We start from the raw sequence: 18,399 nt of genomic DNA on the forward strand, positions 1-18,399 counted from the left end.
CAGAACAGTCCGCAAGCACTGCGCCATAGTGACCCCAATACCAGTGTGAGATCGCTTCTACTCTGTCGGCTTCTTCTGACAGAGCTCGCGAGAACAGTTTCATCAATCAAGAAAGTGGAAAATAATGTCGAGCAGTCAGACCTCCCATGCCGCGAGCGGCAATGAACAATGGCTCAAGCAGTATTACTTTATCCGAGCGGCGTTCTCGGTGCTGTGGGTCACGGCTGCATTGACCGCCGGAAAGAACTCGTTTGCGGTGGCTGCCGCATTGCTGATCATCTATCCGGCTTGGGATGCTGCCGCGAACGTTGTTGATGAGGTCAGGAGCGGGGCTTCGCGGTCAACCGGAGCCAGTTGATAAACGTCACAGCGAGCTCGGTTATGACGATTGCCGTGATCGCTGCCCTGACCATGAGCATGAACTGGGTCTTCGGCGCCTTCGGCCTCTGGGCAATTTTCTCAGGCTTGCTGCAGCTTGGCACTGCTGTACGGCGTTGGAAAACGACCGGTGGTGAGTGGGCGATGGTTCTGAGCGGTGGCCAATCCGCAGTGGCCGGCGCGCTCTTCATGTTCAGGCGCAAATGCCGCAGGAGCCTTCGATCTCCACGGTTGCCGGTTATGCGGACGTCGGAGCGTTTTATTTTCTTGTTTCGGCGATATGGCTGAGCGTCACACATATACGCCGTTCGGCAAATGTGTGGATGAATCTATCTGCAGCGCAGTCAAAGTCATTCAAAGCGGTAGAAGCAACGGAGTCGACGGTTCTGAGCCCTTTAAGGCGGAGAACCGCCACAGAGTCACAGCGACTTCCGGACATTAGATTTCCACACATAGTTACGGCCCCGACAACCCGGTCCAGCTCAAGCTTGTCATCTCGTCCTCCGGCGGCGGCCAAATGGTGCCGCTCTCCATGAACGAGCTGATCCAGGAAAACCTGCGCGCTGTCGGGATCAACGTCACCTATGACGTGCGCGACTTCACCGCCATGATCACCATGCTGCGCCAGGGCGCCAAGGAGGTGAAGGCGGACGGCATCAACGTCGCCATGACCATGCAGGATCCGGCATCGGGCATTGTCAGCTACACCTCGTCCCTGGCGCCACCGGCCGGCGGCAACTGGGGTTTCTACAACAATCCGGAATTCGACAAGGTGCTCGCCGCCGCCCGCGCCGAGTTCGATCCGGAAAAGCAGGACGAGGCGATGGCCCGGGTCAACGAGGTGCTGACCGACGACGCGGCCGCATTGCTCGTTGTCCACGATTCCAGCCCGCGCGCCCTGTCGCCGAAGCTCAAGGGCTTTGTGCAGGCCAAGAACTGGTACCAGGATTTCACCACGATCGAGAAGAGCGAGTAGGGGCGATGGATTACCGCACCATGTTCCGCGTCGAGGAAAAGTCGATCGCCGAGATCCAGGCCGCCTATCGCGACGGCACGACCACGGCAAAAGCCGTCACCCAGGCCTTTCTCGACCGGATCGCCGCCTATGACCGACGCGGCCCGCAGCTCTGGGCGATCGTCGTCACCAATCCGGAGGCTATCGCTGACGCGGAAGCGCTCGACCGGACCTTCGCCGAGACCGGCAAGTTCGCCGGCCCGCTGCATGGCATCCCTGTCCTCATCAAGGACAATTACGACGTCGCTGGCCTGCAGACGACCGGCGGGTCCGGCGCCCTGATCGGCTGGGTGCCGCAGAAGGACGCGACCGCCGTCGCAAAGCTGCGTGAGGCCGGCGCGATTATCCTCGCCAAGACGACCATGTCGGAATGGGCGAGGGGTGGTTTCGACAATATCAACTCCGTCCTGCCGACCTTCGCCCGCAACCCTTATAATACTGCGCACGCGACCGGCGGCTCCTCCGGCGGCACCGGCAGCGGCGTGGCGGCGAGCTTCGGCGTCGCCGGTCTCGGGTCGGATACGTTCGGCTCGATCCGCAACCCGTCCTCCAACAATGCGCTGGTGGGGCTGCGGCCGAGCTGGGCGCTCGTCTCCCGCGCCGGCATGGTCGGCCTCTATGACGGCCGTGATACCGCCGGGCCGATGGCCCGCACTGTCGAGGATCTTGTAGCGCTGCTCGACGTGATCGCCGGCGTCGATCCCGCCGATCCGGCGACGGCCGGCGCGGAAGGCAAGGTCCCCGAGACCTATGCTGCATCCCTGAAGCCCGATGGTGCGAAGGGCAAGCGCATCGGCGTGCTGCGGCAGGCCTTTCCGCCGAATACTTCCGACCCGCACGTGGTCGACCTGTTCGACAAGGCGGTCGCGGACCTGAAGGCAGCCGGCGCCGAGATCGTCGATCCCTTCATCGTCCCGGAATTCAAGGATTTCCCGCCCCGCTCACATCCGCTGAGCGAAGTGAAGGCGGCGATCGAGCGCTATCTCGTAACCACCGGACCGGAATTCCCGAAAACGCTCGCCGAGGTGATGGAAACCGAGAAATTCCATCCCGTCCACGAGGTAAGCCTGAGGGCGACCGTTCCCGCCCCGCCGCCGCGCGAGGACCCGATCGTCCACCAGCTCGAGGCTGACGAGGAGAAGATGCGCGAAGTCTATGACGCGGCGATGCGGGCGGCGGGCGTCGACGCCTTCGTCCTGCCGGTGGCGAGCTATCCGCCGAAGCTCAACGCGACCGCAACCTGACGCCGGCCGGCGCCAATACCTGGGTCGCCTCCGGCCTGCACTGGCCGGCCATGGCGGTGCCGATGGGCTATACCTACGAGGACCTGCCCTCCGGCCTGCAGATCGTCGGCCGGCCCTGGACCGAACCGATGCTGATCGAGATCGTCTATGCCTACGAGCAGAAGACAAAGCACCGTCATCCGCCCGCGACGACACCGGCGCTACCTTGAGGGAAATCCGATGATCAAAGACGTCAACAATGCGGATGTGATCGCCGAGGTGCGAAAGTCGTTCGACGATTACAACAGCGCGCTCGACAGCGGCGATGTGGAAGCCCTGAACGGCTTCTTCTGGAATTCCGCCTCGACCATCCGCTTCGGCCCGACCGAAAACCTCTTTGGCTTCGAAGAAATCGCCGCTTTCCGTTCCGGAAAATGGAAAGGAAGCGGCGGTTCGCGAAGATTGGAAAAAGTTGCTATAGCCGCACTCGGGCCCGACTTCGCAACTACGAATGCATTGGTGCGCAACACCGATGGTCGCGTGAGCCGCCAGTCACAGACGTGGGCACGCCTACCGGAAGGCTGGCGGATTGTGTCCGCTCATGTCAGCCAGTTCTGATCACGTCTATGATGTGAGGGGCGGAAAACGGCCCTCCAGTGCGCTTAATTGTGGGCGTCTTTGCCATAACGATTTGATTTTGTTCGACCTTGCTCTGGGCGGGGTAGCGGTTCGATTCCTATCAAGGCGCTAGACCTAGCTTCGGGCATTGATGGGCGGCAAAGATGCCGGATATCTATCGAAGCGTATTGCCGCCGTCAAAGAGCAGCGTGTCCCCCGCAAATGTCACGTCTTCCATGACTTACTGCTCCTGGGTTATTTCTGGGGCGCTGCAGTCCGCACATAAAAATTGGTCGATCCACCATCGTCCAGCAAGATTTCGGTCGGCTCCGCGGTAGAAAGCCATAATCGTAGCACGCTGCGATCATCTCTCTCTGGAGCAGCTGACTGGCCGCCGCCAAGGAAGACTTCCTGCTCGCTTTCCGTCAATTCCGCCCAGAAGCCATCGGTGGCAAGAAGAAGCGTGCCGCTGACCTTCTCTTCTGCGAGGACGTCTGGGACCATGAACTCCCTGGAACGAAAACTCTGGGTGAGAAGGTGCCTCGTAGGAGATTTTGCGATCGCATCGAGAGGCATGTCCGCCAAGGCGTTTGCGAGGGTATGTGGCATGACTTGCCAGTGTACCTGGCCGTCGTGCCTGCCAAGAAGGCAATCTCCTGAGTGCAGGACCGTCAAGGAGCCTTTGTCTGTTACGTGAAAAAGGATAATGCTGGCGGAACCCCTCGGAAACAATTTGCGAAGGGCTTGATGAATCTCCCGAGCTTCGCTTGCATGAACTCGTGGCCCCACGCATCGTCGGTTCCGGCAAACCAGTCGACGACAGCTTCGACGATTGCCCGTGCATATCCCCCGTTGTTCGAGCCGTTCGTGGCGCCATCAGCCACAATAGCAAGAAATTCGCCATGTCTCCCCGCAATCCCCGCATGGTCGCGATTGTCGTCGGTGCGCGTTCCCTTTTGGCTTAACCACCGGGCTTCGATTTTCATTGTGCGGGGCCATCCGCACAATGGCTTATCGAGACAAACCTGTCCCGGACGATTTCTACACGACCGGCGGGCCCGCGGATATTGCCATCGAGGAAATCGTCGAAGTCATTTTGATCGAGGAGTGCACGAAACTGTCCGGCGATGAAATTTCGAACGTCATTGTCGGCCGCCGTGACCTCGGCAAGGAGCTCCTCCCTGCCGTCGACAATAAGGAGGATGTCTTCAGCGTCACGGCTCATGATTAAGTCGCCATTTCCCCTTCCGGTATAGGCTTCGAGCTTCGTCGCAAGAAACATTGGCGGCGTGAGGATCCGGATCGTGAGGTCTTCCGAGAGCTGGTAGTGCTGTGCCGTCTCGATGCCACTCCCATACCATTGATTTCCGAATCCGAGGATAGTCGGATCATCCGGCATGAAGTCGACCGTGAGTTTACCGAGACGCATGCGGCAGATCACCGCCTCGTCAGCGGCCTCCATGAAACCCCGGTGTCGGAGCTCTTCCTGGAGTTGTGCCCAGGCAGGAAGGCCCGCTAGGTCAACGATCAGGTCAATGTCATCTGTGGCACGCACATCCTCGAGCGTGACCGGATCAGTGATAAACAGCGCGGTCGTGCATCCCCCAACGAAGACCAGGCGCGAGCGGAGGTCTTCGCCAAGGGCCGAGGCAACGGCTTTCATCATTTCCAGCAGTTGAGCGCGGATCGCTGTCATTTGCTCATGATCCTTGACTTGAGGTGGTCGGTCGCGAGAGCAACTTCCCGCTGGTTCCCGAGCCGGATCGCATCGACCAACGCGAGGTACTCATAGAGTGCGTCGTCCTTCAGGACTGCGTCCGGCACGGTCTTGAAGAGCGGCTCCACCGCCTGCCCCATCTCCCTTCCGTTGGCATAGGGCCAAACGTAGTTGTACGTCCCACCGCTGATCAGGAGTTCCGTGAGCATAGGTGCGGCGAAAGCGGTCGGTACGCCGCGCTGCATCGGCCCAACTTGGGCGGGGAAGACGAACTTTAGCCCGGTGGTAATGAAGCCGAACAGGTTCCTTCGGCTCGGCCTGGGCTCGTTCTTGGCATTGTCTTTTCGCGCGATCCCTGACGCGACGCAGCGCTTGATCGACTGCGCTATTTCGGTCTTGCTGATCCCGAGTAGTGCCTCTAGGTTCCGAACAGAATATGGATCCCCCCCCACGGATTCCGATCGCAATTGATCAATGCCCTTGGTGAGTTCCTGGTCTTGCAGGCTTACTAGCTTTAGCAGGACGACGATATCTTGGCTCTTCATAAACACTGTCCTCTGTCCTGGGACTGAGGACAGTTAGCCCGAAGCAATGTGTCCTGTCAATCTGTTGACACCGCGACCTATCGCGGGAAAAGCGGAACGCCATTCAGCTGGACATAACGCGTACATTTCGCGAGAAATTTACCGGAAACCATGAACAGTTATCGGCTTTCGCTAGGGCGATTGCCAAAGCTGTTATTGCATGAAGGAAAAAAGGTCGGATGACGACGCCAAGTGTCAAATCATACAATATCGACACCTCAACCTAAGGGACTGTTTCATCAAGATTGACGATGCTCGCCGAGCTAGGTCAGCGCTCGCTCGACGCCGCTTGGACGGCCGATTTCCCGCCGGAGGGCCGGTTCACCCCGGCGAACATCAAGGGGCGCAAGTACTGGTATTTCGACATCCCGGATGGACATGGTGGTACGAAACGTCGTTACGTCGGTTCTGCCGATGATCCGGTTATCGCGCAACGCGTAGCTGATCACAAGCGGGACAAGGACGATCTACGCGCTCGCAGGCGCTTGGTAAATACCCTGACCCGCGAAGGCGGGATGATCGCCCCCGATGCGATGTCGGGCGACATCGTCGAGGCTCTTGCCGATGGCGGTCTCTTTCGGCTCCGTGGGGTTCTCATCGGCACGATGGCCTTTCAGTGCTATTCAGGACTGCTGGGCGTCCGCCTTCCCATGGCTGCGCTCCTGACCGGCGATGCGGACATCGCCCAGGACTATGCCATCAGTCGGGAGGTTGAAGACAGTCTGCCTCCGATCGTTGAGCTGCTGCAGGGCGTCGATGCCAGTTTCCGGCCAGTTCCACATCGATCGGGATCCGCGTCCTCGTCGGCGTTTCAAAATGCCGACGGCTACCGGGTTGAATTCCTGAGGTCGAACCGTGGTTCGGATGACTACATCGACCAGCCGGCGAAGATGCCCGCACTTGGCGGCGCCAGCGCGGATCCACTGCGCTTTCTCGACTTTCTCATAAGGGAACCCGTCAGGACAATGCTGCTCCACCGAAGCGGGGTCCCAGTCTTCGTCCCTGACCCGTCCCGGTATGCGGTCCACAAGCTCATAGTCGCCAGCCGCCGAAACACTGACGGGCAGGGACCGGCGAAGCGAGAGAAGGACGTTCGTCAAGCTGCGCTGCTCTTTGAGGCCCTGCAGCAGACAAGGCGATCTGCCGACTTGGCCCTCGCCTACAACGAAGCATGGGAGCGCGGACCTGCGTGGCAAGAAGGTATTCGAACCGGAGCAGGAATGCTGCCGGCACAAGATGCCGAGCGGCTCAACACGGTCCTGATCGAGGGCGCAAAAAGAAACCGCGAAGAAATTGAACTTCCGTTTGGAGAATGAGCGACTACAAAAGGGGCAGCGAAAATGCTCGCCGCCTTTCCCAAGGCCAATACCCTATTGGCCGACAAGGGGGATGTTTTCAAATGCAGGCAATTAGTGGAATTCAAATGCACAATAATAGTGGAAATCCTGGGATTCTGGTCCGCGCCCACCCTGTAATTTGGCAGGAGTGCGAGCAGAAAGAGGCCGCCTGATTTCAATTAGCCTTGGCTGCAATTAAAAATAGCCGAACACAGATTTTAAATTAGCCGAGAATTCGGTTAATGATAGCCGATGACTGACTCGCCGCAACCGAAAAAGCTGATTGAGCGCAAAGCCCGACCGATCGTCGGAACCGCCCTGGCTGACACACGAGTCGTGCTCATCGCCTGCCCGCTATAGCGCGGCAAGCCGGAAAACGACCCTTGCGCGACAGGTTTCTGGCTCCGATCGTCCATTTATAACTCTCGACGATGTCGGTACGCTTAACGCAGCAAGGGCCGATCCGATCGGCTTTATCCGAGGCATCAAACGGGCTGTGATCGATGAGGTGCAGCGGGCGCCCGAACTGATACTTGCGATCAAGGAAAGCGTTGACCGCGATGACGAGCCCGGACGGTTCTTGCTCACGGGCTCAGCCAATCTGGCCACCATTCCGGCGATTGCAGACTCGCTTGCCGGTCGTATGGCCGTTGTCCCGCTACTGCCATTTGCCCAATCTGAGATCCAATCCACTGCGGCTCGCCTCCTGGATCGGCTGTTCGCCGGCGAGGAGCCTTGCGCCGGGGAGGACACCGTCATTGGCGACGACCTGCTGTCGACGGTGCTACTGGGCGGCTATCCAGAAGCATTGCGTCGGCCGACGCCCGGACGGCGGACCGCTTGGCTTGTGGATTATGTGAAATTGTTCCTCGACCGCGACGTGCGTGATATCGCCAACATCGGTCAGTTGGACCGGCTTCCGCGGCAGCTCGATGTCCTAGCGGGGCACGCCGGACAATTGGTCAATCATAGCAGTTTCGGTGCGGCGCTCGGATTGTCGAGCATCACCGCACAGAAATACGTTGCTATCCTTGAGCACCTTTTTCTGATCAGGACACTCGTCCCGTGGTCCAACAACCGCTTGAACCGGCTGGTCAAGACACCAAAGCTTGACTTTCTGGACTCGGGGTTGCTTGCCACTTTGCGACAGGATGAAGCGGATGTGGTGCGCGACAACAGAAGTCGTTTTGGCGCCCTGCTTGAAAGCTTTGTGGAGTCAGAACTGCTGAAGTTGGCATCCTGGTCAGACCGGCGCTTATCGTTCTCGCACTACCGGACGAGAGACCAAGATGAGGTTGACGTCATCATCGAGGACCGTCGCGGCCGGATCGTTGGGATAGACGTAAAGGCGTCAGCAACGGTGAAGTCTGACGATTTTCGCGGGTTGCGCCAGCTGCAAGACGCGGTCGGCGATCGTTTTGTTCGTGGACTTGTCTTACACGACCACGACCGGGTCACTCCGTTTGGAGAAAAACTCCAGGCAGTGCCACTATCGATCCTTTGGACAATGTGAGCCGCGAGCGACCGGTGTCCGGCGCCAAACTCAGCCAACCAACTCGAAAGTTGAAACTTCGATCGGGACGATCAGCATGGCTGACGGAGTAACGGATAGTCAGCATGGCGCGGGGAGCAGCTCGGTCAGCTCTTCGACACGTTTGCCCGCTCGACCGAATCATCCAGTTGCTCGGTAGTCGTTAAATCCGGCAGGATCGGCGCAATGATGCTGTCAACGTAAAGCGCGGCGGTCGTGGCTGAATTGCACGTCACCGCCTGCTCGATCAGCTCCGTCACCACTGTCCCCACCGCCAGCATAACGATCAACGTCACGGTGCCACCCGCAACGAGGAGCTGCTTTGCGGGGATTGAGAATTCCATACCGGAAACAGCTGGGAGGGGCGCAATTCGGGCACCTTACTTTCATGGACGGGCAGGCGAAACTGGGCTGCGTTCAATCTTCTTTCAAGCGGCTGTTGAAAGGCGCTCTTGGTTGCACAGACGCCACCTTAGGAAATAGCGCGAACTTCACCTCTAAGCCTCTGCTTGGTCCGGCGCTCATTGAGCCCCGGACGGCACATGTGAGATGAGGCTGGACCTGCAGCCGAAAGGATTCCCGGAACCGTTTGCCGCCCCGATTTGAAAGGCACGTTTAGGACCAAAGCCCAACGCCGGAACGAGCGTGCGCGGATGGCGTTTTTTCCGCAAAGCCCAGACCTGCGGAGAATTATGATGGACCACGATCTTTGGGATAGGCCGATTGAAGTCGCGATCGAGTGCGGCGATCATTTCAAAAGCATCCGCAATAGCAGGGAGGCGGTTGCTTACCTGATGACCTGCTGGCCGCAGAAGGGAGGAGAATCCTTCGCCGCCGCCAAGCGAGTTTGCATGGATGCTGTTGAGGGACGTAGCGCGCCATCGGCGGCCGCGCTGGCGTTTCGGGCTGCCGCCAGGGAAGCCGGAATTCTCCGTTGAGCAAAACACCCGAGCAACCGGTTGTTTCTTTCCAGGGGGCGCTTCCGATTGCGTTCGATGAGAGCGCAATCTTTCGCGACTCCGAAGGCTGCATCTGCGGGTTGTTCGCAGCCGCCGTCATCGAGGTCCTGAACCGATGCCGCGGGCCATTGCTAAACCTTCTGCTCACAAGGGTCATCGGGCGGTGGCCTGATCTTTTCGAAGAAAAGATAATCCTGCAGCGAATAATGCTGATCCGACCCAAGCACCGCGACGCTTAAATAGTCAGGTCCGTTTCCAAACACCGTCGATATCTGGACGACGTCAAGGACAGCGTCGGCAAGCTGATCTTTCCGACTTGCCCAATAATATGTCTCCGGCTCCAGATCGGGGATTGCAAGAGGGCACATCAACCCTCTCCACATTGGCGAACCAATGCCGTACGGCGATTCGCCACGTTTGAACAGAACGTGCAGCTATGAAGAAATTGGCCAGGACTTAAGGCTTAACGACGATCCGACCAAAGCCCCAATCAGGAACAAGCGATCAGGCACCACGTTCAGTTCACGGCATCAATTGCCACCAAAAGGAGGAATGTTATGTCCAGGAAACACGTTGTTCTCGCCTCGGCCGTTCTGATGGCCGCAGGCTCAGCCTTCGCCCAGTCCTCCACCGTCAACGGCGCCGCTGGAGGTGCCGTCACTGGTGCAATCGTCGGTGGTCCGGTCGGCGCGGCCGTCGGCGGTGTCGTCGGCGCTGTTGCCGGCACGGCAATCGATCCGCCGCCGGAACGGGTCGTCGCCTATGTTCGCGAGGCACCCGCTCCAGCCGACACCGTCGTCGTTCAGGAGAAGGTGGTCGTCGGGGCGGCGCTTCCCTCGACCGTTGTGGTTCAGCCCGTTCCGGACAACCCGAAATACGCCTACGCTATTGTCAACAAACAGCGCGTCATCGTCGAGCCTTCGTCGCGTAAGGTCATCCAGGTGATCAACTAAGATCAGGCGGAGGCGGCTAAAGCGCAGCCGCCTCCGCGCTCCAATCTTTCTAAGGGGCTTCAGGTGAAATCGGCCATATTTGCAACCCTGATAGCAATGGCAGGCATGATTGTGGCGTTGCTCGTCCTTGGTGATCCAGCCAGTCACTCTTCCACTCGGGTCTATGCTCCGGAATTCGCAGCACTCCGTCCTGATAGCTAGAACAACTCAGTTTGCTAACGAATCCGTTGGGGGTACGAAATGGATGCAGAGCAGGTTTCGGCTTTGCCTTCCCTCCTCATCTGCCTGCTCCGTCACGACATTTTGGCGCGTTTCAACGCCAACATGGTAGAGACTGAGGCGCGGCAAGAGCCGCGCGGGTTGTCTCAAAACCGCTATGGTCCTGCGCAACCTCGTTGCAGCGGGTTTTGTGGTCGGGTTGTACCCAAGGTTGAGCCGCGCGACCGGTATTTCTTATATGTCGATTGGTAGGCCAGCGGCACGCTCGTACGATAACGTAAGCTGCCACTTTCAGCATGCGTTTACCATCGAATAGAAGCCTTGCTTAATATTGGATGTCCTAAACTACCAAAAAACAGGGGTAGATCATGCGGCTCGTCACCAAAATCAATATGGCACTCGTCGGGGTAGTCGCAGTCTCGGCGGTCTTGAACTTCGCGGCACTGCGGATGGCCGTTATGCCGAGCTTTGCCGATTTAGAGGAGCAGGCGGCCGATCAGAACCAGAGCCGCGTCATCGAGGCCATCGAGCTACAGAAGGAGCAGGTCGCTAACAGTGCCGGCGACTACGCCATCTGGGACGACACTTATGACTTCATGAAGGGCAGGGAGGAGGAATACGAAGAGAAGAATGTCACGGCGGAATCGCTGAAGACGCTTGGCGTGAACTACTTTGTCGCGCTCGACAACAGTGGAAGGGTCGTGATCGACAAAGGCTTCCAGTACGGTGGCGATGAGCCAGAGCCGCTTAAGCTATTTCAAACGGACGCGGTCTCCCTGGTGGATGCGCTTGTTGGGAAACAGGACGAGATCAAGGTCCAATCGGCATTGATGCGCACCGAACGAGGCGTGATCGTCGTCGGTTACGCACCCATCCTGCGATCCGACCGTAGTGGAGAACGCGCGGGAACCCTGGTTCTCGGCCGTATTCTCGATCTGGATGCGATCAAGACGGCGACGAAGGTCGACTTCAATCTGCTGCGGCCCGGTGCCGCAGAGCCTGTGGCGGCATCTGATGCGGCGCAACTGAACAGAGTTGACCAGCTTGCTGGGCTGGACGGTACGTCCGTTGCAGCGCTCGTTTCGAAAACCAGCCGCGATATCACCGCCGTCGGCACCCGCACAATTTGGACAACGATGCTCTTCCTGCTTGGAGCTGCGGTGCTGCTCCTCCTCGCGCTCGGCTTCGTGCTTCGGAGAATTGCTGTGAGCCGCATCGAGACGCTTCGATCTCACCTCAATACTGTCGCCTCGACAGGAAATCTGGTGACGTTGCCTGAGGACGGAAAGGGGGACGAGCTCAGCGAGACAGTCCAGTCTTTCAATGAGATGGCGAAGCAGCTGGCAGAGCTGCGGGACAAGCTGCGTAGGCAGGACTACGAACATGGCGCTGCCGATCAGGCGGCCGGTCTCCTGCACAATGTCCGCAACGCCATGAGCCCGATATCAGCATTAGCCTGGCAGCTATCGAGGCAGAATGAGATGACGTTACAGCAGAACCTCGCCAAGGCTGTCGATCAGCTCAAGGACCCCTCCCTTGTCGCTGATCGCGCGGCAAAGCTCCATCAGTTTGTGGCAATGTCGGCCGCGCGTTTGATAGAGGACAATACAAAGAGGCATGAGGATCTCCGTTCAATGGTGACGATGCTCCGCCACATCGAAGATATCCTCAAGGAGACGGACCAGTCCGCTCAGCTCGAGCGCGTTGTCGAAGAGATCGATCTCGAGAAATCCGTTGGCGACGCTGTGCGGCTGGTAGAACGCCGCGGATCGGTCGAGGTCAATCTCGATGGCACGCATGGGACTGCCGTCGCAGGTCACAAGGTGCCGTTGGACCAAGTGATCGCCAACGTTCTGATCAACGCCGCCGAAGCCATCGAACTGTCGCCCAAAAGAAGGGGCCAGATCGAAATCGCCATGGAGCAAGCCGTGTCGGACCAAGGAGATGCACAGGTGGTTCTGCACATCCGTGACGACGGGATCGGCGTTGACCAAGGCGACCTCGATCGCATCTTCGAGAAAGGCTTCAGCACCAAGCGCGATGGCAAACGTGGCCTTGGATTGCACTGGTGCGCGAACGCAATCAACGCCATGGGCGGCAAGATTGTTGTCGACAGTGCAGGCATCGGAAAGGGCACGACGTTCAGCATTATTCTTCCCGCATCACCGGCCATTAAGGCTGCTGCATGATGATGAACGTTCAAGCACGACGACGGATCCTGATTTGTGATGACGAAACCAATGTCATCGATGCGTATCGGCGGATCCTGTCGGACCTCGTCAAAGCCGATGGCAGCCACAGCGAGACAGCGCTTGAAGCGCTCGCGGCCGACCTATTCGGCGAGGAGCCGGCAGCGTTGGTAGACCCAGGGATCAATGAGATCGTCTACTGCCGGCAAGGAGACGAGGCCGTTGCCATATTCGAGAAGGCAACGAGCAAGGGCGAGCCTTTCGCCGCAGTGTTTCTCGATGTACGCATGCCTCCTGGTATTGACGGAGTGGAGGCAGCAAGGCGGATGCGGGCGCTCGACCCGACGATCAACATCGTCATGGTGACGGGATATTCCGATCATCGGCCGGCGGAGATAGCAGGAATTGTCGGGGCTCAGGATCGCCTGTTTTATCTGGTGAAGCCCTTTGACGCAGACGAGGTCCGGCAGATGGCGACGACCCTGGTCCATCGCTGGGCGAGCGACATACGCGCCGCCGACGAGTTGGCCGGACGCTTGCAAGAGCTGGAGCAGGTCAATCGGGCGCTGCAGGCCAGTGAGGCGTCCGCGCTTCAGGCCGCTCGACGGGATCCGCTGACAGGTTTGCTGAACCGAAAGGGATTACAGGAAGCCTTCGATACGGCGCTTTGCGCAGCAGGTGAAGCCGACGGTAAACTCTCGTTCGCTTACATCGATCTTGACCGGTTCAAACTGGTGAACGACGTCCACGGGCACGCCGTCGGAGACCGATTTATTTGCGAGCTAGGGGATCGCATTGTTCGTGCGACGGGACAGGATGGTTTCGTTGCACGGCTGGGCGGCGATGAGTTTGCGGTTGTCTGTACGAGACAAGAGAAACTCGATGACCTGCTTAGCCGCCTCTTGGCGGTGAGTGAGCGCCCGTTTGCCGACGCCAATTTGCGTCTGCCGGTGAGCCTTTCGATCGGATATTGTCACTGCGATAGCAGTCGAGACAGCCTTTCTGATGCGATGCGGCGCGCAGATTTGGCGCTTTATTCCGCCAAATCGGCCGGCAGGGGTATCGCACAAATCTATGACAGGAACCTAGATGAGGAATTTCTGCGCAGCCGGACGCTTGCCCGCGACCTGAAGACCGCCATCGAGGCAGACGCACTACACTTGCACTATCAGCCCTTGATGAGCGCCGACGGCAGCCGGGTAACCGGTGTTGAGGCCCTTCTGCGCTGGAGCCACCCCGATCATGGCCAGGTCTCGCCGGCCCTGTTCATTCCAATCGCGGAACAGCACAACCTGATGGTTGAACTCGGCGACTGGGTGATAGGCCAGGTCATCAGAGACATTCGCGCCTGGCCGGATATCGTGACTTCGATCAACCTTTCCGCCGTCCAATTCGGCAATCCACGCTTCGCCGAGGATGTGATCGAGCTTGCAAAAGCGGCCGGAATCTCTCCGGCGGTAGTCGAGTTCGAGATCACAGAAACCGCCTTGGCCGGCAACATGATCGATTTTTCGCGCCAGGTGGAAACGTTATGCGAGGCCGGCTTCAAGTTGGCACTGGACGATTTCGGAAGCGGCTATGCCAGCATAGGGTATTTGAGCCAGCTCCGCTTCAACAAGCTGAAGATCGATCGGTCGTTTATCAGCAACCTGCGCCTCAAGCCCAATGCTGAACGGATGATACAGTCTATCGTTGGCCTTGGTGAGGCAATGGGGTTGACGGTCACTGCCGAAGGCGTTGAAGAGGTTTTCCAGCACGAGCTTCTCCGCGCTGCCGGCTGTGATCAGATGCAAGGCTTTCTGTTCCACCGGCCTTGTAGCAAAGAGGACGTGCAGCGGTTGCTGGATCGCCAGCGCAAATCGGATCGTGCGGCTTGAGTGGGACGCGCGGATCACATGGCGCTCAGTTGAGACCGATACCGCAGGCTTTGGAGAAGCACATTTGACGAGGTCCATGTGAGCCATTTCGCCGGAGCAAGAATTCTGGTCGTGGATGACGAACCGGACGTCCTGGAGGCGTATCGGCAAATCTTCAGCGGCCTCGTCATAAGCCCTACCGATGAACTTGCGACGCTAGTCGACGTACTTTTCGACCCGCCTGCCGCAATGCCGGCGGACGAGACAACCGTCGCAGGAATTGATCTTTGTCGGCAGGGCGAGGAGGCTGTCCAAGAGATTGAAGCGCGACAAGGCGAGCAAAACCATTACCCGGTTGCCTTCATCGATATGCGGATGCCGCCTGGCATAAATGGCCTTGAGACCGCCAAGCGGCTGCGTCAGTTCAATCCGGACATCAATATCGTCGTCGTCACGGGCTACTCGGACCAGCCACCGCAAAAGATTGCTTCCGAGGTGGGCGGTAGCGATCGCTTCTTCTACCTTGTGAAGCCATTCAATCCGGACGAACTTCTCCAACTCGCAGCAACGCTGGTCCAAAGGTGGAATTCGGAAAAAAAAGCTGCGGCTTTGTTGTTGGAGAGTCAAGAAAAGGCGCGAGAGCTTGAGAGGCAGGTCGCACAGCTTCGTTCTCAGACAATGGAACAGGTGCGGGGGCCCGGAGTTGATGCACCAGACGAGACAGGGCATTGCGGGCCGGCCTCCCTCCTGCCTGGTTCATCGTCGGAACCGCGAGAGGCGGCGTATCGACAAGGTCGCGCTGCCCATGGTCGTAGGCATGGTCTGGCCTTCTGCCCATACAGCGCGCTGACGGAGCCGGAACTTTTTTCAGCTTGGGTGGCGGGCCACCGCTCGCTCAGTAACGAGGACTAGAAAGGCAATTGGCTCCGGTGGGATCGGCGAGCCCGCACATGTAAATGTTCTTCGTCTGGTGAACCGAGTGCTATGCAAGCGCCACCTATGTCGAGTGAATTTCGGGCGGCGACAAGATCGGTCGGACCTTTGGCTGAGGAATAAATTCTACGATAAGTGCATTTGTGGGTGAAATCATAAGGTTGATGCCCCCATGCGCGAACTTCTGACCAATTTGGTTTTACCCTCGTGTCTCCTCCCGGTCCTCGTCGGAGGCATGCAGATTTCGTCAAGCCTCACTAAGGCCAGCGCCCCGCACGTATTCGGTGATCTGTGTTCCCAGCCCCCATGGTCGTCTGAGGTGAGACATGTTGACCCCAACTTACAGACATATGAGCGCCTTCCGGCCCCTCTACCTACACACACGATGATGGCCGAAGCTAAGCCGTTCCAGCGCCTAGACCTGTCGCCCGGTGGAGCATCGAATATGCGTCAAGTGAACATGGCGATCCGTCGATAGTCGTACTTGCGAAGCCCAAGCCGCGAATGCGCAGGAATGGTGCAGCGCACGATACCGATCCTATGATCCAGGAGACAACATACAACGGCAGCTGTGGTGCTTGAGTTGGGCAATCGAACGCCCCGAGGCTGCGCGTTCTAAATGCCGCCGAGTATAGATCTGCACATGGTGTACGTAGCATAGCCCGGATCATCAAAGACCGAGATCCGAGATGCTTCGGATCCGTGCACCAACGCCGAGTTGTGAACGATCTGACGATGGTCCACCCCCATTGGCCCGGTTGCTTACTTCCCCATTAACATCCACAGCCGGTGTCCCGATTCGCGGCGAACTCGAATCGTTCAATTTTATTGTGGTCGGTCGTGCGGGAGGCAAGGAGGGTGGATACTCTCCTATCCACCCGCCCGCTGCCCGACGTAGTGGTCACACTAGGCCTGCGTCGGGCTCTTCGAGCTCACCCACAACGCAATTTCAGCTCAAGGGGGCGTTGACTAGGCCATATATTTGAGCGCCTTGATGGCCTCCAAAGTGGCTTGATCCTCGACCGTCACGGGGGCCGCCTTCGCAACGAGTTCGTCGCGCCGTGCGCGGTCTTCGGCGAGCTGATTCTGCTTACTTGTCGACAGCCAGCCCTTCTGCTTCTCGTTCTCAAGGTGGGCGATGCTGTATTCGAGCTCCTTTAACTCAGCTGCGATTTTCGCGTCTTCGTCCATAGCAGTTTAAACCTTCGCGTAAGGGGTTCCACTCGATGAGTATTCTGTGGCCAGTGGTGATAAGTACTTTTCCTGCGCTCGTCCATAGAGGGCGCCTCCGCACTTCCGCCGCGCAGGCCCGATATCCGCTTTGCCCCCGATTTTGGGAGTTCCTCCGTCCCCGTGACTAGGTATATTAATTTTTCACCTTAGAATTGAGGTTTATCAAGGATATTGAATGTACCAGCCACAAAAAGCTGCCTCAACCGGTGATGAGGAGCGAGAAGTTGTAGCCGCGGCGGTCAGGACGGGATTGATCGCGTTCCCCTCGTCGCCAACGAGATAGGGGTCGGATCAAGATTTGCGGATTGTCAGACCCATGGGATTTTAGCACCTAAGAGGGTTGATGAAATAGTGACTTCCGCTCATCCCAAGTTTGTTCGTGCGGAAGCACAGAAGAGTGCGGCCTGTTTGAATTAAAAGAGCACCAATGGTTTGGAAATTCGTGGCACGGGGGTCGACGGTTCACATTCCCCTCAAGACCAAGTTATATGTTTGTCGCGGTGTAGAAGTCAAAGGGGAGAATGTGCTGAGACAATGCCGGTGTTCGACCCGCATCGAGCGCTTCCGCCATAGCGCGCACCAAGGTTTCCGCAAGCAATTTTGGAGGATGGGATAGAACGACTTTGATCAGCCCCTCTGCCAGACCAGCCCTCGTTTCGTTCGTCAGTTCGTGAGCAACCACGATCAGACGCTTTGCGACGGGACCACCATCCTCTCGAAGCGCCCGCATTACCCCCGTGATGCCACCTCCCGCGACATACAGTCCAGCCCAATTCGGCTCGGCACGGAGAAGACGGCGTGTCGCTTCGTAAGCAATTTCCGGTTCTTCAAGCGTTGCTATGGTTTCGAGCATCTGGAAGCCCGTCGCGCTTTCCCGAAAATATGACCGGAAGCCCATCTCATTAAGTTCCTGGGCAAGGTAGCGATGACTTCCGACGAAGACGGAAACCTTCCCGCCTTCCTTATTCAGCCCAGCTATGAACCAAGCGGCCGTGCGGCCCTTTTTGATGCAATCATTGCCGACATACCCCGCCCGCGCGGCGGTGGAAATATCGGAGATCATCGTCACGACCGGAATGTTCTCCGCCGCAAGGCCATCTACAGCGTGATTCACCTGCGGATGGTCAGAAGTAATCATTCCAATAACGTCGGCTTCGCGACTGAGGGCGTAGATCGCCTCGGCAGCCTTATCAGGCGAAAGATCGTCCATGAAACGAACGATCGACCTTCCGTGTGCGTCGGGAAACGCCTCGGTCGCCGCAACGAGTACCTGGCTCCACATTTGATAAAGCTTGCGGTGAGACTGCTTGAGAAGAAAACCGAATTTGATCACCGGTTTGTCATGCTCAAGTCGGCGGGCGATGGCGGTCACCCCATGAAAGCCGATCTGGCGGGCGGCGTTGAGGACCCGCTCCGCCGTCTGCGGGCGTACGGGATCACGACCGTTCAGCACGCGGTCGACCGTTGAAATGCTTACATTTGCGGCCTTTGCCAAGTCGGGGATCGTTGGGCGTGACATCAAGAGAACCTCTCATTATCTGATGTTATCTGTGAGAGGTTTTGGGAGAAAAATCCATCGATTCGTTGACACTTTGCGGAATTTTCGCAATTTCATCTTCCAATAATAGCCAATTTGGCGGGAGAGCTTGGGAGA

At 58.1% G+C, this 18,399-nt stretch carries 17 protein-coding genes and 3 pseudogenes; 13 read left to right on the plus strand and 7 right to left on the minus strand.

Going from position 1 to position 18,399, the window contains the following annotated elements; genetic code table 11:
* Positions 1-124: 124 nt before the first annotated feature.
* The 5 genes and pseudogenes from ACSQ8R_RS24415 to ACSQ8R_RS24435 all read left to right on the plus strand — a co-directional run.
* A pseudogene (locus ACSQ8R_RS24415) lies at positions 125-686 on the plus strand (DUF308 domain-containing protein); the annotation flags it as partial.
* A gap of 224 nt (positions 687-910) precedes the next feature.
* Complete coding sequence (locus tag ACSQ8R_RS24420) at positions 911-1,354, plus strand: hypothetical protein (protein WP_436255944.1); 444 nt, start codon at positions 911-913, stop codon at positions 1,352-1,354.
* 5 nt (positions 1,355-1,359) lie between these two features.
* On the plus strand, positions 1,360-2,637 hold the full coding sequence (locus tag ACSQ8R_RS24425) for an amidase family protein (RefSeq protein WP_436255945.1): 1,278 nt from the start codon (positions 1,360-1,362) through the stop codon (positions 2,635-2,637).
* Between the two features lie 62 nt (positions 2,638-2,699).
* Positions 2,700-2,846 (plus strand): hypothetical protein, encoded by a 147-nt coding sequence (locus ACSQ8R_RS24430; protein WP_436255946.1) that lies wholly within the window; start codon positions 2,700-2,702, stop codon positions 2,844-2,846.
* Between the two features lie 10 nt (positions 2,847-2,856).
* On the plus strand, positions 2,857-3,234 hold the full coding sequence (locus ACSQ8R_RS24435) for an AtzH-like domain-containing protein (RefSeq protein WP_436255947.1): 378 nt from the start codon (positions 2,857-2,859) through the stop codon (positions 3,232-3,234).
* A 255-nt stretch (positions 3,235-3,489) separates the two neighbouring features.
* Here the strand turns inward: ACSQ8R_RS24435 and ACSQ8R_RS24440 are convergent, their stop codons facing one another.
* From ACSQ8R_RS24440 to ACSQ8R_RS24455, 4 genes are all read right to left on the minus strand, one after another.
* Complete coding sequence (locus ACSQ8R_RS24440) at positions 3,490-3,738, minus strand: hypothetical protein (RefSeq protein WP_436255948.1); 249 nt, start codon at positions 3,736-3,738, stop codon at positions 3,490-3,492.
* 185 nt (positions 3,739-3,923) lie between these two features.
* Positions 3,924-4,220 carry a hypothetical protein gene (locus ACSQ8R_RS24445; RefSeq protein WP_436255949.1) on the minus strand — a complete coding sequence of 99 codons (297 nt, stop codon included), beginning with the start codon at positions 4,218-4,220 and terminating at the stop codon, positions 3,924-3,926.
* Positions 4,217-4,930, minus strand: coding sequence for a hypothetical protein (locus ACSQ8R_RS24450; protein ID WP_436255950.1), 714 nt, complete (start codon positions 4,928-4,930; stop codon positions 4,217-4,219). The genes ACSQ8R_RS24445 and ACSQ8R_RS24450 overlap by 4 nt, the downstream gene beginning before the upstream one ends.
* The gene (locus tag ACSQ8R_RS24455; RefSeq protein WP_436255951.1) at positions 4,927-5,496 is read right to left on the minus strand and encodes a hypothetical protein; all 570 of its coding nucleotides are present in this window, start codon (positions 5,494-5,496) and stop codon (positions 4,927-4,929) included. Before ACSQ8R_RS24455 ends, ACSQ8R_RS24450 begins: the two co-directional genes overlap by 4 nt.
* Before the next feature lie 290 nt (positions 5,497-5,786).
* Here ACSQ8R_RS24455 and ACSQ8R_RS24460 point away from each other — a divergent pair, with 290 nt between their 5' ends.
* Together ACSQ8R_RS24460 and ACSQ8R_RS24465 are read left to right on the plus strand one after the other, a co-directional pair.
* Entirely contained in the window at positions 5,787-6,851 is a 1,065-nt protein-coding gene (locus ACSQ8R_RS24460) for a nucleotidyltransferase family protein (RefSeq protein ID WP_436255952.1), read from the plus strand.
* 273 nt (positions 6,852-7,124) lie between these two features.
* Positions 7,125-8,385, plus strand: a pseudogene (locus tag ACSQ8R_RS24465) (ATP-binding protein).
* 125 nt (positions 8,386-8,510) lie between these two features.
* Here ACSQ8R_RS24465 and ACSQ8R_RS24470 read toward each other — a convergent pair.
* Positions 8,511-8,699 (minus strand): hypothetical protein, encoded by a 189-nt coding sequence (locus ACSQ8R_RS24470; protein WP_436255953.1) that lies wholly within the window; start codon positions 8,697-8,699, stop codon positions 8,511-8,513.
* A 396-nt stretch (positions 8,700-9,095) separates the two neighbouring features.
* On the opposite strand from ACSQ8R_RS24470, the gene ACSQ8R_RS24475 reads away from it, so the two are divergent.
* The 6 genes and pseudogenes from ACSQ8R_RS24475 to ACSQ8R_RS24500 form a co-directional block, all read left to right on the plus strand.
* Positions 9,096-9,341, plus strand: coding sequence for a DUF982 domain-containing protein (locus ACSQ8R_RS24475; protein WP_436255954.1), 246 nt, complete (start codon positions 9,096-9,098; stop codon positions 9,339-9,341).
* 578 nt (positions 9,342-9,919) lie between these two features.
* Complete coding sequence (locus ACSQ8R_RS24480) at positions 9,920-10,315, plus strand: DUF1236 domain-containing protein (RefSeq protein WP_436255955.1); 396 nt, start codon at positions 9,920-9,922, stop codon at positions 10,313-10,315.
* A 587-nt stretch (positions 10,316-10,902) separates the two neighbouring features.
* Positions 10,903-12,723, plus strand: a complete 1,821-nt coding sequence (locus tag ACSQ8R_RS24485; RefSeq protein ID WP_436255956.1) for a CHASE4 domain-containing protein — start codon at positions 10,903-10,905, stop codon at positions 12,721-12,723.
* A complete protein-coding gene (locus tag ACSQ8R_RS24490; RefSeq protein WP_436255957.1) occupies positions 12,720-14,600 on the plus strand; it encodes an EAL domain-containing protein in 1,881 nt (626 codons plus the stop codon). Before ACSQ8R_RS24485 ends, ACSQ8R_RS24490 begins: the two co-directional genes overlap by 4 nt.
* Positions 14,601-14,678: 78 nt before the next feature.
* Positions 14,679-15,491, plus strand: coding sequence for a response regulator (locus ACSQ8R_RS24495; protein ID WP_436255958.1), 813 nt, complete (start codon positions 14,679-14,681; stop codon positions 15,489-15,491).
* Between the two features lie 530 nt (positions 15,492-16,021).
* Positions 16,022-16,147 (plus strand): annotated as a pseudogene (locus ACSQ8R_RS24500) (BA14K family protein); the annotation flags it as partial.
* A 334-nt stretch (positions 16,148-16,481) separates the two neighbouring features.
* On the opposite strand, the gene ACSQ8R_RS24505 reads toward ACSQ8R_RS24500, so the two are convergent.
* Complete coding sequence (locus tag ACSQ8R_RS24505) at positions 16,482-16,703, minus strand: hypothetical protein (RefSeq protein WP_436255959.1); 222 nt, start codon at positions 16,701-16,703, stop codon at positions 16,482-16,484.
* A gap of 526 nt (positions 16,704-17,229) precedes the next feature.
* Positions 17,230-18,264 carry a LacI family DNA-binding transcriptional regulator gene (locus ACSQ8R_RS24510; protein WP_436255960.1) on the minus strand — a complete coding sequence of 345 codons (1,035 nt, stop codon included), beginning with the start codon at positions 18,262-18,264 and terminating at the stop codon, positions 17,230-17,232.
* Positions 18,265-18,399: the final 135 nt, after the last annotated feature.

The organism is Neorhizobium sp. LjRoot104 (assembly GCF_964253725.1).
Classification (GTDB): Bacteria; Pseudomonadota; Alphaproteobacteria; order Rhizobiales; family Rhizobiaceae; genus Neorhizobium.

Bases quoted from the DNA above. Each gene is read 5' to 3' on its own strand.
- ACSQ8R_RS24420 (WP_436255944.1), top strand. From the start codon at position 911: ATGAACGAGCTGATCCAGGAAAACCTGCGCGCTGTCGGGATCAACGTC.
- ACSQ8R_RS24425 (WP_436255945.1), top strand. From the start codon at position 1,360: ATGGATTACCGCACCATGTTCCGCGTCGAGGAAAAGTCGATCGCCGAG.
- ACSQ8R_RS24430 (WP_436255946.1), top strand. From the start codon at position 2,700: ATGGGCTATACCTACGAGGACCTGCCCTCCGGCCTGCAGATCGTCGGC.
- ACSQ8R_RS24435 (WP_436255947.1), top strand. From the start codon at position 2,857: ATGATCAAAGACGTCAACAATGCGGATGTGATCGCCGAGGTGCGAAAG.
- ACSQ8R_RS24440 (WP_436255948.1), bottom strand. From the start codon at position 3,738: ATGGTCCCAGACGTCCTCGCAGAAGAGAAGGTCAGCGGCACGCTTCTT.
- ACSQ8R_RS24445 (WP_436255949.1), bottom strand. From the start codon at position 4,220: ATGAAAATCGAAGCCCGGTGGTTAAGCCAAAAGGGAACGCGCACCGAC.
- ACSQ8R_RS24450 (WP_436255950.1), bottom strand. From the start codon at position 4,930: ATGACAGCGATCCGCGCTCAACTGCTGGAAATGATGAAAGCCGTTGCC.
- ACSQ8R_RS24455 (WP_436255951.1), bottom strand. From the start codon at position 5,496: ATGAAGAGCCAAGATATCGTCGTCCTGCTAAAGCTAGTAAGCCTGCAA.
- ACSQ8R_RS24460 (WP_436255952.1), top strand. From the start codon at position 5,787: ATGCTCGCCGAGCTAGGTCAGCGCTCGCTCGACGCCGCTTGGACGGCC.
- ACSQ8R_RS24475 (WP_436255954.1), top strand. From the start codon at position 9,096: ATGATGGACCACGATCTTTGGGATAGGCCGATTGAAGTCGCGATCGAG.
- ACSQ8R_RS24480 (WP_436255955.1), top strand. From the start codon at position 9,920: ATGTCCAGGAAACACGTTGTTCTCGCCTCGGCCGTTCTGATGGCCGCA.
- ACSQ8R_RS24485 (WP_436255956.1), top strand. From the start codon at position 10,903: ATGCGGCTCGTCACCAAAATCAATATGGCACTCGTCGGGGTAGTCGCA.
- ACSQ8R_RS24490 (WP_436255957.1), top strand. From the start codon at position 12,720: ATGATGATGAACGTTCAAGCACGACGACGGATCCTGATTTGTGATGAC.
- ACSQ8R_RS24505 (WP_436255959.1), bottom strand. From the start codon at position 16,703: ATGGACGAAGACGCGAAAATCGCAGCTGAGTTAAAGGAGCTCGAATAC.
- ACSQ8R_RS24510 (WP_436255960.1), bottom strand. From the start codon at position 18,264: ATGTCACGCCCAACGATCCCCGACTTGGCAAAGGCCGCAAATGTAAGC.